We start from the raw sequence: 15822 nt of genomic DNA, 5'->3' as shown, positions 1-15822 counted from the left end.
CCGCCGCCTGCACCGCCACCCCCGTCCGCCCCACCCGAGAGGAGGCGACCGCATGTACGAAGGCATCGTCCAGGAGCTGATCGACGAGCTCGGCCGGCTCCCCGGCATCGGCCCGAAGTCCGCCCAGCGCATCGCGTTCCACATCCTGCAGACCGAGACGTTCGACGTCACCCGGCTCGCCGAGATCCTGCTCGAGCTGCGCGGCCGTGTGCACTTCTGCGACATCTGCGGGAACGTGGCGGAGGAGGCGACCTGCGGGATCTGCCGCGATCCGCGCCGCAGCCGCGCCGTCATCTGCGTCGTGGAGGAGGCGAAGGACGTCCCGGCGATCGAGCGCACCCGCGAGTTCCGTGGGCTCTACCACGTGCTCGGCGGCGCGATCAGCCCGATCGACGGCATCGGCCCGGATCAGCTCCGCATCCGCCAGCTGCTGCAGCGGCTCGCGGACGGCGAGGTGCAGGAGGTCATCATCGCGACCGACCCGAACCTCGAGGGCGAGGCGACGGCGACCTACCTCTCGCGCATGCTCAGCACCCTCGGCATCCGCATCACCCGCCTGGCCTCCGGGCTGCCCGTCGGCGGAGACCTCGAGTACGCCGACGAGATCACCCTCGGCCGCGCCTTCGAGGGCCGCCGGCTCGTCGAGAACTGACGCGGCCGCCGGAGTCGCATGACCGCTCCGGCATGCGGTCGACCGGTAGACTCGCCCGTCGGGTCGCGACGGCGGTCCAGCCACCGACACGGGAGCAGCACGTGAGCCTGATCGTCCAGAAGTTCGGCGGGTCCTCCGTCGCCGACGCGGAGAGCATCAAGCGGGTCGCGAAGCGGATCGTCGCCACCAAGCAGGCGGGCAACGACGTGGTCGTCGCCGTCTCGGCCATGGGCGACACCACCGACGACCTGCTCGAGCTCGCCCACCAGGTCACTCCCATCCCCGCCCCCCGCGAGCTCGACATGCTGCTCTCCTCGGGCGAGCGCATCTCGATGGCGCTGCTGGCGATGGCGATCAAGAGCATGGGCTTCGAGGCCCGCTCCTTCACCGGCAGCCAGGCCGGCATGATCACGGACGCGCAGCACGGCGCCGCCCGCATCGTCGACATCACCCCGGTCCGCCTCCGCGAGGCGCTCGACGAGAACGCCGTCGTCATCGTCGCGGGCTTCCAGGGCTTCAACCGCGACACGAAGGACATCACCACCCTCGGCCGCGGCGGCTCCGACACCACCGCCGTCGCGCTCGCCGCGGGACTCGGCGCCGACACCTGCGAGATCTACACCGACGTCGACGGCGTCTTCACCGCCGACCCGCGGGTCGTCAAGAAGGCCCGCAAGCTCGACCGCATCACCAGCGAGGAGATGCTCGAGCTGGCCGCCGCGGGAGCGAAGGTGCTGCACATCCGCGCCGTCGAGTTCGCCCGCCGCCACGGAGTCACGCTCCACGTGCGCTCCTCCTTCAGCCCCAACGAGGGCACCATCGTCTACAACGCCGAGACCGCCGGCGCCGAGCAGAACGGACAAGCCGTGGAAGAGCCCATCATCGCCGGAGTCGCCGCCGACCTGAACGAGGCGAAGATCACCGTCGTCGGAGTCCCCGACATCCCGGGCAAGGCCGCTCAGATCTTCACGATCGTGGCCAAGACCGGCTCGAACATCGACATGATCGTGCAGAACGTGTCGGCTGCGGCCACCGCCCGCACCGACATCTCGTTCACCCTGCCCAAGGCCGACGGCCAGACGGTCCTCATGGCTCTCAACGCCGAGAAGGACGAGGTCGGCTTCGAGTCCCTGCAGTACGACGACCAGATCGCCAAGCTCGCGCTCGTGGGCGCCGGGATGCGCACCAACGCCGGCGTGTCCGCGAAGCTGTTCCGCTCCCTCTACGAGGCCGGGATCAACATCGAGATGATCTCCACGAGCGAGATCCGCATCTCGGTCGTCACCCGCGCCGACACCGTGAACGAGGCCCTGCGCGTCGTGCACACCGCCTTCGGGCTCGACGCCGAGGACGAGGCCGTCGTCTACGCCGGCACCGGCCGCTGACGGCCGGACACCCTCGCGATCCGGCCGTTCCTCCCGAGCGGCCGGAGCGACCGGTACCCTCTCCCTCGATCCCCCCGCCACGAGCGGCCCGCGCGCCGCACGGACGAAAGAGCACAGCATGAGCAGCACCCCCCTCCACGTGGGCGTCGTCGGCGCGACCGGCCAGGTCGGGAAGGTGATGCGCCGCCTCCTCGAGGAGCGCGACTTCCCGATCGCGTCCATCCGCTTCTTCGCCACCGCCCGCTCGGCGGGCACGACGCTGCCGTTCCGCGGCGAGGACGTCGTGGTCGAGGACGTGGAGACCGCCGATCCGTCGGGGCTCGACATCGCCCTGTTCTCGGCCGGAGCCACGGGCTCGCGAGCGCAGGCGCCCCGCTTCGCCGCGGCCGGCGTCACCGTGATCGACAACTCCAGCGCGTGGCGGATGGACCCCGAGGTCCCGCTGGTCGTCAGCGAGGTGAATCCCCACGCCATCGACCAGGCGGTCAAGGGCATCATCGCCAACCCCAACTGCACCACGATGGCCGCGATGCCGATCCTCAAGGTCCTCGACCGCGAGGCGGGGCTCACGCGCCTGATCGTCAGCACCTACCAGGCCGTGTCCGGCAGCGGACTGGCCGGAGCGAACGAGCTGGCCGGCCAGGTCCGCGCCGCCGTCGCCGACGAGCACCTGCTCGACCTGGTGCACGACGGCTCGGCGGTCGACTTCCCCGCGCCGGACAAGTACGTCGCCCCGATCGCCTTCGACGTCATCCCCTTCGCGGGGAGCCTGGTCGAGGACGGCTCGAACGAGACCGACGAGGAGAAGAAGCTCCGCAACGAGAGCCGCCGCATCCTCGAGCTCCCGGAGCTGCTGGTCTCGGGCACCTGCGTGCGCGTCCCCGTGTTCACCGGCCACTCGCTCTCCGTCAACGCAGAGTTCGCCTCCGCCCTCAGCCCCGAGCGTGCTCGCGAGCTGCTGGCCGACGCGCCCGGCGTCGTGCTGCGCGAGGTGCCGACTCCGCTGGAGGCCGCGGGCAAGGACCCGAGCTTCGTCGGCCGCATCCGCGCCGACGAGGGTGCTCCGGAGGGACGCGGCCTCGCGCTCTTCATCAGCAACGACAACCTCCGCAAGGGCGCGGCCCTGAACGCCGTGCAGATCGCCGAGCTCATCGCGGCGAAGCAGCCCGTGTCCTGACCGGCGTGGACGGGGCCGGCGCCGAGCGCTCCGGCCCCTTCCGGGTGGAAAAGCCGCGAATTTGATGGGGGAGCGGGGCCCCTCCCCGCCGCGGCGTGCTCGGGCGAGCGTAAACTCGACTCTCGTGAACTCCTCGGAACCGGTCGACGTCGCCCTCATCGGTGGGGGCATCATGAGCGCCACGCTCGGCGCCCTCATCACCCAGCTGCAGCCCGACTGGACGATCGCCGCCTACGAGCGCCTCGGCGACGTGGCGCAGGAGTCGTCGAACCCGTGGAACAACGCGGGCACCGGTCACGCGGCCCTCTGCGAGCTGAACTACATGCCCGAGGCGGCCGACGGCTCCGTCGACCCGGCCAAGGCGATCCAGATCAACGAGCAGTTCCAGATCTCGCGCCAGTTCTGGTCGAGCCTGGTGGAGTCCGGCGACATCCGCGAGCCCTCCAGCTTCATCAACCCGGCGCCGCACATGACCTTCGTGCACGGCGAGGCCAACGTCGAGTACCTCCGGAAGCGCTACGAGGCCCTCAAGGACCAGCCGCTGTTCGCCGGCATCGAGTTCACCGAGAGCGTCAAGACCATCCACGAGTGGGCGCCCCTGCTGATGGAGCAGCGTCCCGCCGGCGGCGGCCCCTACGCGGCGACGCGCATGCCGGCCGGCACCGACGTCGACTTCGGCTCGCTGACCCACCAGCTGTTCGACCACGTCGTCGCCCACGGCGGCACGCTCGACACCGGCCGCGAGGTCACCGACATCACCCGGCAGAAGGACGGCACCTGGCGCCTCGACCTCAAGCAGGTCGTCGGAGGCACGCCCCAGTCGGTGACCGCCCGCTTCGTCTTCGTCGGCGCCGGCGGCGGTGCGCTGCACCTCCTGCAGAAGTCGGGCATCCCCGAGATCAAGGGCTTCGGAGGCTTCCCGATCTCGGGCCAGTTCCTCCGCACCGACAACCCCGAGCTGGTCGCCCGGCACAAGGCGAAGGTCTACGGCAAGGCCGCGGTCGGCGCGCCCCCGATGTCGGTGCCGCACCTCGATGCGCGCGTCGTCGACGGCGAGTCGTCCCTCCTCTTCGGCCCCTACGCGGGCTTCACGCCCAAGTTCCTGAAGCGGGGCTCGTGGCTCGACCTGCCCCTGTCGATCCGGCCGCACAACATCGGCCCGATGCTCGCGGTCGCCCGCGACAACCTCGACCTGATGAAGTACCTGATCGGCGAGGTGCTCGCCGGCCGTGGCAAGAAGATGAAGGCCCTGCGCGAGTTCCTGCCCACCGCCCGCGACGAGGACTGGTACCTGATCACCGCCGGCCAGCGCGTCCAGGTGATGAAGAAGGACGAGAAGAAGGGCGGCGTGCTGCAGTTCGGCACCGAGGTCATCACCGGAGGGGACGGCACGATCGCCGGCCTGCTCGGCGCCTCGCCCGGAGCCTCGACCGCCGTGCCGATCATGCTCGACATCGTGCAGAAGTGCTTCCCCGACCGGATGAAGGCCTGGGAGCCGCGGATCCGCGCGCTGGTGCCGAGCTACGGCTCGACACTCAACGACGCGCCCGAGAAGGCCGAGCAGACGGTCACCGCGACCGCCGAGACGCTGGAGCTGTCCGCCTCGGTCTGATCGGCTGCGACCCGCTCGAACGTATGTTCTAATGGCTCCATGAGGTGGAGCGGGCAGTCGATCGGCACGGCCGACGAGGCCGCGCTGCCCGGGCTCGTCAAGCTCACCGACCTGGTGCGGACGGTGCGCACGCCGGAGTTCGAGGGCATCACCTTCTACGAGGTGCTCGCGAAGTCGGCGCTCAACCGCGTGCACACCTCCTCGAAGATGCCGTTCGGCTGGAGCATCAACCCGATGCGCGGCTGCACCCACGCCTGCACCTACTGCTTCGCCCGGCCCACGCACGAGTACCTCGAGTTCGACGGCGGCCGCGACTTCGACTCGCAGATCGTCGTGAAGGTGAACGTCGCCGAGGTCCTCACCCGGGAGCTCGCGAAGCCGAGCTGGGAGCGGCACCCCGTGGCACTCGGCACCAACACCGATCCGTACCAGCGCGCCGAGGGCCGCTACCGGCTGATGCCGGGCATCATCGCCGCGCTCGCCGCCTCGGGCACCCCGATCTCGATCCTCACGAAGGGCTCGCTGCTGCGGCGAGACCTGCCGCTGCTCCGCGAGGCCGCCGAGCACGTCCCGGTCGACCTCGGAGTCTCGATCGCCGTCTACGACGAGGGCCTCCAGCGCTCCGTCGAGCCGGGTGCGCCGACCGCGGCGGCCAGGCTGGCGACGGTGACGGCGGCACGGGAGGCCGGCTTCGACTGCTCGGTGTTCCTCATGCCGATCCTGCCGTTCCTCACCGACACACGGGCGCACCTCGACGAGTCGCTCCGGGCCTGCCGCGAGGCGGGCGCCAGCACGATCATGTACTCGACCCTCTACCTCAAGCCCGGGGTGAAGGAGTGGTTCCTGCAGTGGCTCGGGCAGGAGCACCCCGAGCTGGTCGACAAGTACCGAGCGCTCTACCCGGGCCGCGACGCCTACGCGCCTCTCGAGTACCGGCGCTGGCTCTCCGCGCGCATCCGCCCGCTGATGCGCGCGCACGGGCTCGAGCGCGGCGAGGAGGACCCGGCCACCGGCTCCGTCAAGTCCTCCGCCCTCGGTTCGCTCGGGACGCTGCGGACCCTCGGCGGCGAGCGGCGCTCCCTCCAGCACGACGGGCTGCTGGTCGGGGAGCTCGGACCGGAGCGCGCCGCGATCCTGCCCGGCGTCGGGCAGCCGACGCTGTTCTGAGCCGGGGGCGGGCCCGGCCGCGGCTAGGATCGTCCGCATGGTCACCCGCTCCGGTGAGCCCTCGGGCTCCTCCGCCCGGAGCGCCCGCGACGCGGCACCCCGTGCGGTCCGGCTCGGCCTGCTCGACCCGCGCGAGGACCTGCTCGCGGCGACGAGCGCGTGGATCCGCACCCACGCCCCGGACTTCGAGGTCGTCGTGGCCGCCTCCACCTGGCACGACCTGGTGACGAGCGCTGTCTTCCCCACCCAGGTGGTCGTGATGGACGCCGAGCTGCGCGAGCCGATCTCGATCGAGGCGCGGATCCGGACCTGCCGGGCGGCCGGAGCCGCGGTCGTGGCGCTCTCCGCGAGCGAGGACGACGAGGTCCGCGAGCGCGCCCTGAAGGCCGGAGCCGTGCGGCACCTGGCGAAGTCGCGCCCGCTCGCCGAGGTGATGGAGCAGACCCGCGCCGCTCTCGAGATGCGCTCTGCCGACGTCTCGTCCGCGCAGTGGCGGCCCCTGCCGTCCGGAGTCGCGGCGCAGCAGCGCCCACGGCTCAGCGCCGGCGAGCTGGAGGCGCTGCGCCTCTACGCGTCCGGATCGAGCACCCCCGAGGTCGCCGCCAAGATGAACGTGCAGTTCGAGACCGCGAAGACCTATCTGCAGCGCGTGCGCCGCAAGTACGTCGCCGTCGGCAGGCCCGCGAGCCGCCGGGCCGATCTGATCCGCCGCGCCGGCGAGGACGGGTTCCTCCCGTGACCGGCCCCTGCTCACCCCGGGGGCCCCGCCTCCGGACCCGCCCCGAGGAGACCTGATGGCCAAGCTGTACTTCCGCTACGGAGCGATGAACAGCGGGAAGAGCACGTCGCTCCTGCAGGCCGCGCACAACTACGAGGAGCGCGGGCACCGGGTGCTGCTGGCCAAGCCGGCCGTCGACACGAAGGGCGAGGAGCTGATCGTGTCGCGGCTCGGCGTGACCCGTCCGGTGGACATCCTGTTCGAGCCCGACGGGGACCCGGTGGCCGTCTTCACCGCCGCCCGGGCCCGCGTGCTGGCCGAGTCGAAGCGCGACGTGAGCGCTCTGCTCGTCGACGAGGCGCAGTTCCTGCCGGAGTCGCACGTCGATGATCTGCTCCGGATCGCCATCCTCGAGAACGTGCCCGTCCTGGCGTACGGCATCCGCACGGACTTCCGCACCGCCGCGTTCCCGGGAAGCAGGCGGCTCCTGGAGATCGCCCACAGCCTCGAGGAGCTGAAGACGATCTGCCGGTGCGGGCGCAAAGCGATCTTCAACGGGCGCGTCGTGGACGGCCGCTTCGTCTTCGACGGCGATCAGGTCGCGATCGACGGAACGGCGGTCACCTACGAGTCGCTGTGCGGCGCGTGCTACCTCCAGGAGAGCCGCGGCCGGCTTCGCGGCTGACCGGTCGAGCGTTCCTCACCGGTGCGACACCCCTCCGAAACGAGGAAGTGGGTAGCCTGACGACGTGACAACACCGGAAACGGAATTACGCCTTTCGAAGCAGCAGGAAAGGTCGGGGGAAACGATGACGGCGCAAGGGGCACCGCTGAGGCGTCGGCCGTCGTGGGAGCAGGACTACCGGCGACGGCTGCTCATCACGGACGTCGTCGCGATCGTCCTCTCCGTCTTCGGCACGCAGCTCTTCTGGTTCGACCTGAACCTGAACTCTGATCTGGGGTTCAAGAATCCCGCCGACATCGCGGTCAGCTACACCTGGGTGTCCGTCGCCCTGTCGGTCGGCTGGCTCCTCGCCCTCCAGATCTTCGACACGCGCGACCGCCGGATCGTCGGCACCGGCTACGTCGAGTACCGACGCGTCGTCGACGCCTCCATCTGGCTCTTCGGCATCGTCGCGATCATCGCCTACCTGCTCCAGATCCTGCTCGCGCGCGGCTACATCATCACGGCGTTCCCCGCCGGGATCGTGCTGATCTGCGTCGGCCGCCTGGTCTGGCGCTCCTGGCTCACCCGGCAGCGCCGGGCGGGCCGCTTCTCGAGCCAGGTCGTGCTCCTCGGCTCCCGCGCGAGCGTCCTGCACACCGCGCGCGAGCTGCGTCGCGGCTCCGAGGCCGGCTACAAGCTCGTCGGCGCCGTCTCGACCTCGGTCGGCGGTGCGGACGCGCTGCGGAGCGAGCAGGAGCTCTCGGGCCTCGCGGTCCACGGGTTCACCGGGATCGACGGCGTCCGCGCCGTGATGGACGCCACCGGTGCCGACACGGTGGTCGTCACGAGCTCCGACGAGCTGGCGCCGCAGCGGATCCGCGAGCTGAGCTGGACGCTCGAGCCCGGGCGCGAGCACCTCGTCGTGGCGCCGAGCCTCACCGACATCGGCGGTCCGCGCATCCACACCCGCCCCGTCGCGGGCCTTCCGCTGATCCACGTCGAGACCCCGCGCTTCGACGGCCGCCAGCGGTTCGCCAAGCGCCTCTTCGACATCCTGGCGTCGACCATGCTGATCATCCTCAGCGCGCCGGTGCTCGTCGTCATCGCCGTGCTGGTCAAGGTCACCAGCCCCGGGCCCGTGCTCTTCCGGCAGGAGCGCATCGGCCTGAACGGCGCGACCTTCGAGATGCTGAAGTTCCGCTCGATGGTCGTCGACGCGGAGGCGCGACTGGCGGCTCTCGCGTCGCAGCAGCGTGCGGAGGGGAACTCGATCCTCTTCAAGATGGCGAAGGACCCCCGCGTCACCCGGGTGGGTGCGATCCTCCGGCGCTTCAGCCTCGACGAGCTGCCCCAGTTCCTGAACGTCTTCCGCGGCGACATGTCCCTGATCGGCCCCCGCCCGCCGCTGGCCCGCGAGGTCGAGCAGTACGAGGAGCACGTGCACCGCCGCTTCCTGATGAAGCCGGGCATCACCGGGCTCTGGCAGGTCAGCGGACGCTCGAACCTCTCGTGGGAGGACACCGTCCGCCTCGACCTGTACTACGTCGAGAACTGGTCGATGACCGGCGACATCGTCATCCTCTTCAAGACCGCGCGCGCCGTCCTCGCCCGCGACGGGGCGTACTGATCGCCGGGGGGAGGGGCGCCGAGCCCCGCACCCTGTCCGTCTCGGTCCTCGAGACCCCGTTCCGCGTGGTCTTCGGACGCGGCGTCGGCGACGAGGACGCGGCGCGGATCGCCGACAGCTGGGCCGCCTGCGGGTCCGAGCCCGACGCGGGAGCACGCGACGTCCTCGCCGAGGTGGGGCACGATCCCTCCGTCCCGGTCGACGGCTCGCCCCGGGTCTCGAGCGCCACGCTCGCGCAGCTCGAGGAGTCCCTGACCTCGACCCTGACCCTCGAGGCGATCGGCGCCCGGCGCGCCGACCTGCTGATGCTCCACGCCTGCGGGATCTCCGACGAGTCCGGCCGCGTGCTGGCCTTCGTCGCCGCCTCCGGGACCGGCAAGACCACCATCGCCCGGACGCTCGGGTCCCGCTTCGGCTACGTCACCGACGAGACGGTCGGCGTGACCCCGGAGGGGCGCGTCCTGCCCTATCCCAAGCCGCTGTCGGTGAAGCCGCTGACCGGATCGGCGCCGAAGGCGCAGCTGGCCCCCGGGTCGCTCGCCCTCCGACCGGTCCCGGAGGCGCCCCTGCGTCTGGCGGGCGTCCTGCTGCTCGAGCGCCGCGACGGCGTCGGGACGCCCTTCCTCGAGCACGTCGACCCGGTCGACGCGATCGAGGATCTGGTGCCGCAGACCTCGTACCTCTCGGCCCGACCGCGGCCGATCGCCGATCTCGTCCGCACCCTCTCGGCGCTGGGCGGCGTCCGGCGACTGGTCTACTCCGAGGCCGCAAGCGTGTTGCACCTGGTCGAGGAGGTCTTCGCGTCCCTCGGCGCCGAGGCCCCGTCCGCCTGGTCCGAGGTGGTCTCCGTGCAGCTCGACCCTGTGGGCGAGGCCCTGCCCGGCACCGTCCTGCGCACCCCTGCGGACGACGCGGTGGAGCTCGCCGACGGCCAACTGCTCGTGTTCTGCGGCGGCACCCTCGTGCGCCTGTCCGGCATCGGCCCGACGATCTGGCGCCACGCCGGCCGGGGCTCCGATCTGCCCGGTCTCGTCGCCGCGGTGCTCGAGGAGGCGGGCCCGCCGCCCGCCGGCGTCGATGCGGAGGCGGTCGTCGAGTCGGCGGTCGTCGAGCTCGAGGGCCGCGGAGTGATCACGAGAGGGACTCCGCCGCAGCCCACCCCCGACGGGTGGCACGGTTGACGCGCCTGGCGCCGAGGGCGCGGAAGCGCTGTGTCAGAATTCGGAAGAACCCGTCGCCGGCGCCCGCCGCGTGATCCGTACCAGCGAAGGAAATCTGACTCTGTGGAACTTCGAGACGTCCTCCGGCTGCTGCGCGACCACTGGATCCCGATCGTCGCGGCGATCCTCCTCGGCACTCTCGTCGCCTTCGGCTGGTCGCTGACGCAGAAGCCGCGGTACGTCGCCGACTCGCAGGGCCTGGTCTCCGTCGCCACCACCGGTGCCGACGACAGCCAGGCGATCTACACGCAGCAGATCGCGCAGTCCGTCGCCAAGTCGAGCCTCGCCACGTACGTCCCGATCGCCACCTCGCGCGACGTGGCGCAGATCGCGATCGACAGCCTCGGCCTCGACGTCTCGCCCGCCACGCTGATCTCGGCGATCACGGTGCAGGCCGACACGGTCGCCCCGGTGATGAAGGTCAGCGCCACCGCCTCCACCCCCGAGGGCGCGCAGAAGCTCGCCGACGCCTGGGTCGCGGCCATCGCCACCAAGGTGCAGCAGGTCAACCAGGAGACGGGCGTCGGCGACACGGTCTCCCTCACCGTCCTGCAGGCCGCGGCGCTCCCGTCCTCGCCGGCGTTCCCGAACCTGCGCCTCGTCCTCGCGGTCGGCGCGCTCGCGGGCCTCGTCCTCGGTCTCGTCTACGCGTTCGTCCGCAACACGCTGGACCGGCGCATCCGCACCGCCGAGATGGTCGAGCGCCTGTTCGACCTCCCCGTGGTCGGCACCCTCCCCGTCGACAAGCGCCTCAGCGAGACCAACCGCATCGTCCCCGAGGCCGACACGACCGACTACATCAAGGCCGACGGCAAGCACGCACTCGCCGAGGCGCTGCGCGAGCTCCGCACGAACCTGCAGTTCATGAACATCGACAGCCCGCCGCGCATCATCGTCGTGACGAGCCCGCTGCCCTCGGACGGCAAGTCGACGGTGACCGCGAACCTCGCGGTGACGCTCGCCGCCTCCGGCCAGCGGACCGTCGTCGTCGATGGCGACCTCCGCAAGCCCACCGTCGCCAAGTCGTTCGGCCTCGTTCCCGGTGTCGGCCTGACCGACCTGCTGATCGGCAAGGCGGAACTGCAGGACGTCCTGCAGCCGTGGGGCCCGTCCGGCAACCTCTGGGTGCTCGGAGCCGGGTCGATCCCGCCGAACCCGTCCGAGCTGCTCGGCTCCAACGGCATGGACATCCTCCTGCACGAGATCGCTCGCGAGGCCATCGTGCTCGTCGATGCGCCGCCGCTCCTGCCCGTCACGGACGGCGCCATCCTCACCGCCCGCACCGACGGCGCGCTCGTGGTCATCTCCGCGGGCAGGACGACGACCGACGAGCTGGGCAAGGCGATCCAGAACATCGAGCGGGTCAGCGGCCACACCCTCGGCGTGATCCTCAACCGCGTGCCCGCGCGCGGCCAGGTCGGCCGGGGCTACGGCTACTACTACACGAGCTACTACGGCTCCGAGCGATCGGGTGCCCGCCCGGACACGGCCGTCGAGCCCGAGCCCGCGTCGACCTCGGCCTGAGCGCCCCGCGATGATCTTCCCGGGAGACGACTCCGCCCGCCCCGCCCGCCGGAGCTGGCGACCGGACGAACCGGTCGCCGCCTCCGCCGCCCCCGTCTTCACCGTGCTCTCGGTCTGCACCGGCAACATCTGCCGGTCGCCGATGGCGGACCAGCTGCTGCGCGCCGCACTCGCCGACGCGACATCACCCGCGGGAGGTCCGCTCTTCGCGTTCACGAGCGCCGGAGTGAGGACGCGCGACGGACTGCCGATGGACCCGGTCTCGGCCCGCTTCTCGGCTCAGCACGGGGGAGACCCGGCCGCGCACACGAGCGCGGTGCTCGGCGACGCGATCGTCAGCGACGCCGACCTCCTGCTCACGATGACGCGCGACCACCTGGTCGACGCCTCCCGGCGCTTCCCGTCGCTCCTCCTCCGCGGCTTCACGCTGCTCGAGTTCGCCCGCGTCCTGCCGTTCGTGCTGCGGGAGGTGCCGCTGCCGACGGTCGAGGACCCCGCCGCGCGGCTCCGCGCCGTCGTGCGGCTCGCCGCCGCCCACCGCGGGCGCGCCCCGCGGGGCGAGGGCGGCGACGACATCGAGGACCCGATCGGCCGCAGCGAGGCCGTGCACGAGCGCGTGGCGGCGCAGATCGCGGCGGCTGTCGCCGACGTCTCCCGCGATCTGAGAGCATTGGCGCGGCGGTAGTCGCGCGTCCGCGGGCGCGCTGACGCCTCGCCGCATCGCATCGCTCCTCTTCACCGTCGCGACCGCGACACGAACCCGCCACGATTCGGAGAACCCCTGTGAAGCTTTCTGTCATCGGCTGCGGCTACCTCGGTGCCGTCCACGCTGCCGCCATGGCCGAGCTCGGCCACGACGTCATCGGCATCGACGTCGACCAGAAGAAGATCGACGCCCTGGCCGCCGGCACCGCGCCGTTCTTCGAGCCCGGCCTCCCGGAGCTGCTGTCCTCCGGCGTCGCCTCCGGGCGTCTGCGCTTCTCGACCGACATGGCCGACGCCGCCGGTGCGGCCGTGCACTTCGTCGCCGTCGGCACCCCGCAGAAGCCGGGCGAGAACGCCGCGGACATGACCTACGTCGACTCGGCGATCGACGGTCTCCTGCCCTACCTCGAGGAGGACTCCCTCGTCGTCGGCAAGTCGACCGTCCCCGTCGGCACCGCCGCCCGCCTGGCCGACCGCATCGCCTCCTCCGGTGCGACCCTCGCCTGGAACCCCGAGTTCCTCCGCGAGGGCTTCGCCGTCAAGGACACGATCAGCCCCGACCGCCTCGTCTACGGCGTGCCCGCGGGCGAGGCCGGAGCAGCGGCGAAGGCGACCCTCGACGAGGTCTACGCGACGGCGCTCGCGGCCGAGACCCCGCTCGTGGTCACCGACTACGCCACCGCCGAGCTGGTGAAGGTCTCGGCCAACGCCTTCCTCGCGACCAAGATCTCGTTCATCAACGCGATCGCCGAGATCGCGGAGGTGACCGGCGCGGACGTCACACAGCTCGCCGACGCCATCGGCTACGACGTGCGGATCGGCCGCCGCTTCCTGAACGCGGGCATCGGCTTCGGAGGCGGCTGCCTCCCGAAGGACATCCGCGCCTTCTCGGCCCGCGCCGACGAGCTCGGCGTCGGCGAGTCCGTCGCCTTCCTCAAGGAGGTCGACGCGATCAACCTGCGTCGCCGCCAGCGCGTCGTCGACCTCGTCACCGAGGGCCTCGGCGGCTCCGTCGCGGGCCGCCGCATCGCGGTGCTCGGTCTGGCGTTCAAGCCGGAGTCGGACGACATCCGCGACTCGCCGTCGCTCGACGTCGCCGCGCGCCTGCACGACCTCGGTGCGACCGTGGTCGCGACCGACCCCGAGGCGATCGAGAACTCGCGCCGCCGCTACCCCGAGATCACCTACACGACCGACGTCGACGAGGCGCTGGCCGGTGCCGACGCCGTGGTCGTCGTGACGGAGTGGAAGCAGTTCCGCGCCCTCGACGCCGCGGCCACGGCGGCGAAGGTGGCCAACACCTTCCTCGTCGACGGTCGCAACTGCCTCGACCCCGCCGCCTGGCGTGCGGCCGGCTGGGAGTACCGCGGCCTCGGCCGCTGACGCGGCGGAGCCGTCGTCTCAGCGGACGCGGCTCGGCTGATCCGCCACGACGCCGGAGGTGCCGCGGAGGGGGATGTGCGCGAAGGCGTCGTCCCACTCCGCCGCCCTCCGGCGTCGTCGTGCGCGGACGACCATCCGGAGCAGGACGCCGGCGACCGCGCCGAGAAGCGCGCCGGAGGTGTTCATCACGACGTCGTCGACGGTCGCGAAGCGCGCCGAGAGGAAGAGCAGCTGGCCCGCCTCGATCAGCGAGCTCACGACGGCGCCGACGGCCACAGCGACCCACGCCCTCCGGAGTCGCAGGTTGAGGGCCAGGAGCAGCCCCAGGGGCACGAACAGGGCGATGTTGGCGGTCGACTCGATGAACGCGTAGTCGACCATCGGGAGGCCGTGCCGGGCGAACCAGGAGGTCACCCGGCCGAGATCTCCGCGCACTCCCGCATCGACGGGCGTCGGCCAGAAGGCGATCGCTGCGAGCGCGACCACGTAGGGCACGCCGATGGCGAGGGTGAGGCGGGTGAGCGACCGGGTCACGGTGCTCCTCTCGTCGGTCGTCGGGCGGGGGCGGCGACGACGGCGGAAGAACAGTCTCGCTCCCGGCTGCTGGGATCGGGCCGGGAGGCGCGGGGGAGTGGGCTGGAGGCACGCCCGTGCGCAGGACGCTCGGGACGCCGACAGGGGTGCTCGAGCCGGAGAGCGCGGGGCGGTGATCGCGCCGGCTCCGTCGTCGACCGGGCTCCGGCCCGGGCGAGCATCCGCCCGCGGGCGAGCCCCGCCACAGCAGAATTCCGAGAACGCCCCGGGAACGACGAAGCCCGGCCGGATCATCGATCCTGGCCGGGCTTCTCACCGGTCGGGGTAGCGGGATTCGAACCCACGACCTCCTCGTCCCGAACGAGGCGCGCTACCAAGCTGCGCCACACCCCGGTGTGCCCATCACGGAGAACCGCTCACGAGCCTCGACAATAGTAGCCGATTTCCGGACCGCCGTCGGACACCCCTCGTCAGGCGGCCGGAGTGAGCGTGACGAGGGTCACCTCGGGCCGGCAGGCGAAGCGCACCGGTGCGTAGATCGAGGTGCCGACTCCGGCGGACACGTTGAGGTACGAGCTGCGCAGTCCGTTGTCCCACGTCGTCGAGCCGGCGACCTTGTCGCGCGGGATGTCGCAGTTGGTGACGAGGGCGCCGAAGCCCGGGACGCAGACCTGCCCGCCGTGCGTGTGCCCGGCGAGGATCACCTCGGCGCCGCGGGCGACGAAGTCGTCGAGGATGCGCTGGTAGGGCGCGTGCGCCACGCCGATGCTGACCCCAGCCGGTCCGTCCTCCGCGCCGCGCAGCTCGTCCACGGCTCCGGCGACCAGGTCGATGCGGTCGAGGCCGATGTGCGGGTCGTCGACGCCGAAGAACTCGATGCGCGTCCCCTTCACCGTGATGCTCTCGGCGCGGTTGTTGAGGTCCACCCAGCCGAGCCCGTCCGAGAAGAAGCCGGTCAGCCCGTCGGTGTCGAGATCGGCCTCGTGCTGCTTGGGGTTCTTGGAGGGGCCGACGAAGTAGCGGAGCGGGTTCTTGATCCGAGGGCTGAAGTAGTCGTTGGATCCGTTGACGAAGGCGCCGGGGATCCCGGCGAAGGGCTCCAGGGCCCGGCGGATGCCGAGCACGCCGTCGCGGTGGCCGAGGTTGTCGCCGGTGTCGACCACGACGTCGGGCGCCAGGGCGAGGAGCGAGCGGATCCACTCCTGCTTCTTCGTCTGCCACGGGGCCATGTGCAGGTCCGACACGTGCAGGACGCGGATCGGCTCGGAACCGGCGGGCAGCACCGGGAACGACGTGCGCCGGACGGTGAACAGCGTCCGCTCGACGCCGATGCCCCAGGCCGCGGCGACGGCTCCGGCCGCGGCGACGGTCGCGAGGGCGGTGGTGAGGGGGCGACGGGTGCGTCCGGTCATGGGTCCTTCTCTCGCACGTCGGCCGCGAGCGCGGCCGCG

The 15822-nt window shown here is 71.7% G+C and carries 14 protein-coding genes and 1 tRNA gene; 12 read left to right on the top strand and 3 right to left on the bottom strand.

Annotation, left to right across the window (positions count from 1 at the left end; genetic code table 11):
* Positions 1–52 precede the first annotated feature (52 nt).
* From recR to C5C63_RS06295, 12 genes are all read left to right on the top strand, one after another.
* Entirely contained in the window at positions 53–652 is a 600-nt protein-coding gene (gene recR, locus C5C63_RS06350; RefSeq protein WP_104222157.1) for a recombination mediator RecR, read from the top strand.
* A gap of 101 nt (positions 653–753) precedes the next feature.
* Positions 754–2037 carry an aspartate kinase gene (locus C5C63_RS06345; RefSeq protein ID WP_104222160.1) on the top strand — a complete coding sequence of 428 codons (1284 nt, stop codon included), beginning with the start codon at positions 754–756 and terminating at the stop codon, positions 2035–2037.
* Positions 2038–2155: 118 nt separating this feature from the next.
* Positions 2156–3214, top strand: a complete 1059-nt coding sequence (locus tag C5C63_RS06340; RefSeq protein ID WP_104227259.1) for an aspartate-semialdehyde dehydrogenase — start codon at positions 2156–2158, stop codon at positions 3212–3214.
* Positions 3215–3278: 64 nt separating this feature from the next.
* Positions 3279–4826, top strand: a complete 1548-nt coding sequence (locus tag C5C63_RS06335; RefSeq protein ID WP_104233746.1) for a malate:quinone oxidoreductase — start codon at positions 3279–3281, stop codon at positions 4824–4826.
* A 39-nt stretch (positions 4827–4865) separates the two neighbouring features.
* Entirely contained in the window at positions 4866–5993 is a 1128-nt protein-coding gene (locus C5C63_RS06330; protein WP_104233745.1) for an Rv2578c family radical SAM protein, read from the top strand.
* 37 nt (positions 5994–6030) lie between these two features.
* Positions 6031–6732, top strand: coding sequence for a LuxR C-terminal-related transcriptional regulator (locus tag C5C63_RS06325; RefSeq protein ID WP_104267500.1), 702 nt, complete (start codon positions 6031–6033; stop codon positions 6730–6732).
* Positions 6733–6787: 55 nt separating this feature from the next.
* Complete coding sequence (locus C5C63_RS06320; RefSeq protein ID WP_104227256.1) at positions 6788–7396, top strand: thymidine kinase; 609 nt, start codon at positions 6788–6790, stop codon at positions 7394–7396.
* Positions 7397–7520: 124 nt separating this feature from the next.
* Complete coding sequence (locus tag C5C63_RS06315; RefSeq protein WP_104325704.1) at positions 7521–9005, top strand: sugar transferase; 1485 nt, start codon at positions 7521–7523, stop codon at positions 9003–9005.
* A gap of 65 nt (positions 9006–9070) precedes the next feature.
* The gene (locus C5C63_RS06310; protein ID WP_104325703.1) at positions 9071–10186 is read left to right on the top strand and encodes a hypothetical protein; all 1116 of its coding nucleotides are present in this window, start codon (positions 9071–9073) and stop codon (positions 10184–10186) included.
* 102 nt (positions 10187–10288) lie between these two features.
* A complete protein-coding gene (locus tag C5C63_RS06305) occupies positions 10289–11749 on the top strand; it encodes a polysaccharide biosynthesis tyrosine autokinase (protein ID WP_181110565.1) in 1461 nt (486 codons plus the stop codon).
* A 10-nt stretch (positions 11750–11759) separates the two neighbouring features.
* A complete protein-coding gene (locus C5C63_RS06300; RefSeq protein ID WP_104325702.1) occupies positions 11760–12434 on the top strand; it encodes a low molecular weight phosphatase family protein in 675 nt (224 codons plus the stop codon).
* Positions 12435–12532: 98 nt separating this feature from the next.
* Positions 12533–13837 carry a UDP-glucose/GDP-mannose dehydrogenase family protein gene (locus C5C63_RS06295; protein ID WP_104325701.1) on the top strand — a complete coding sequence of 435 codons (1305 nt, stop codon included), beginning with the start codon at positions 12533–12535 and terminating at the stop codon, positions 13835–13837.
* An 18-nt stretch (positions 13838–13855) separates the two neighbouring features.
* On the opposite strand, the gene C5C63_RS17355 is transcribed toward C5C63_RS06295, so the two are convergent.
* From C5C63_RS17355 to C5C63_RS06280, 3 genes are all read right to left on the bottom strand, one after another.
* Complete coding sequence (locus tag C5C63_RS17355) at positions 13856–14371, bottom strand: VanZ family protein (RefSeq protein WP_244229599.1); 516 nt, start codon at positions 14369–14371, stop codon at positions 13856–13858.
* 319 nt (positions 14372–14690) lie between these two features.
* Positions 14691–14764 (bottom strand) — tRNA-Pro (locus tag C5C63_RS06285).
* A 77-nt stretch (positions 14765–14841) separates the two neighbouring features.
* On the bottom strand, positions 14842–15783 hold the full coding sequence (locus C5C63_RS06280) for a metallophosphoesterase (protein WP_104325699.1): 942 nt from the start codon (positions 15781–15783) through the stop codon (positions 14842–14844).
* Between the last annotated feature and the right edge of the window lie 39 nt (positions 15784–15822).

Source organism: Rathayibacter sp. AY1B8 (assembly GCF_002932775.1).
In the GTDB taxonomy this organism is placed as follows: domain Bacteria; phylum Actinomycetota; class Actinomycetes; order Actinomycetales; family Microbacteriaceae; genus Rathayibacter.
This window is presented reverse-complemented; position numbering and strand designations above follow the sequence as displayed.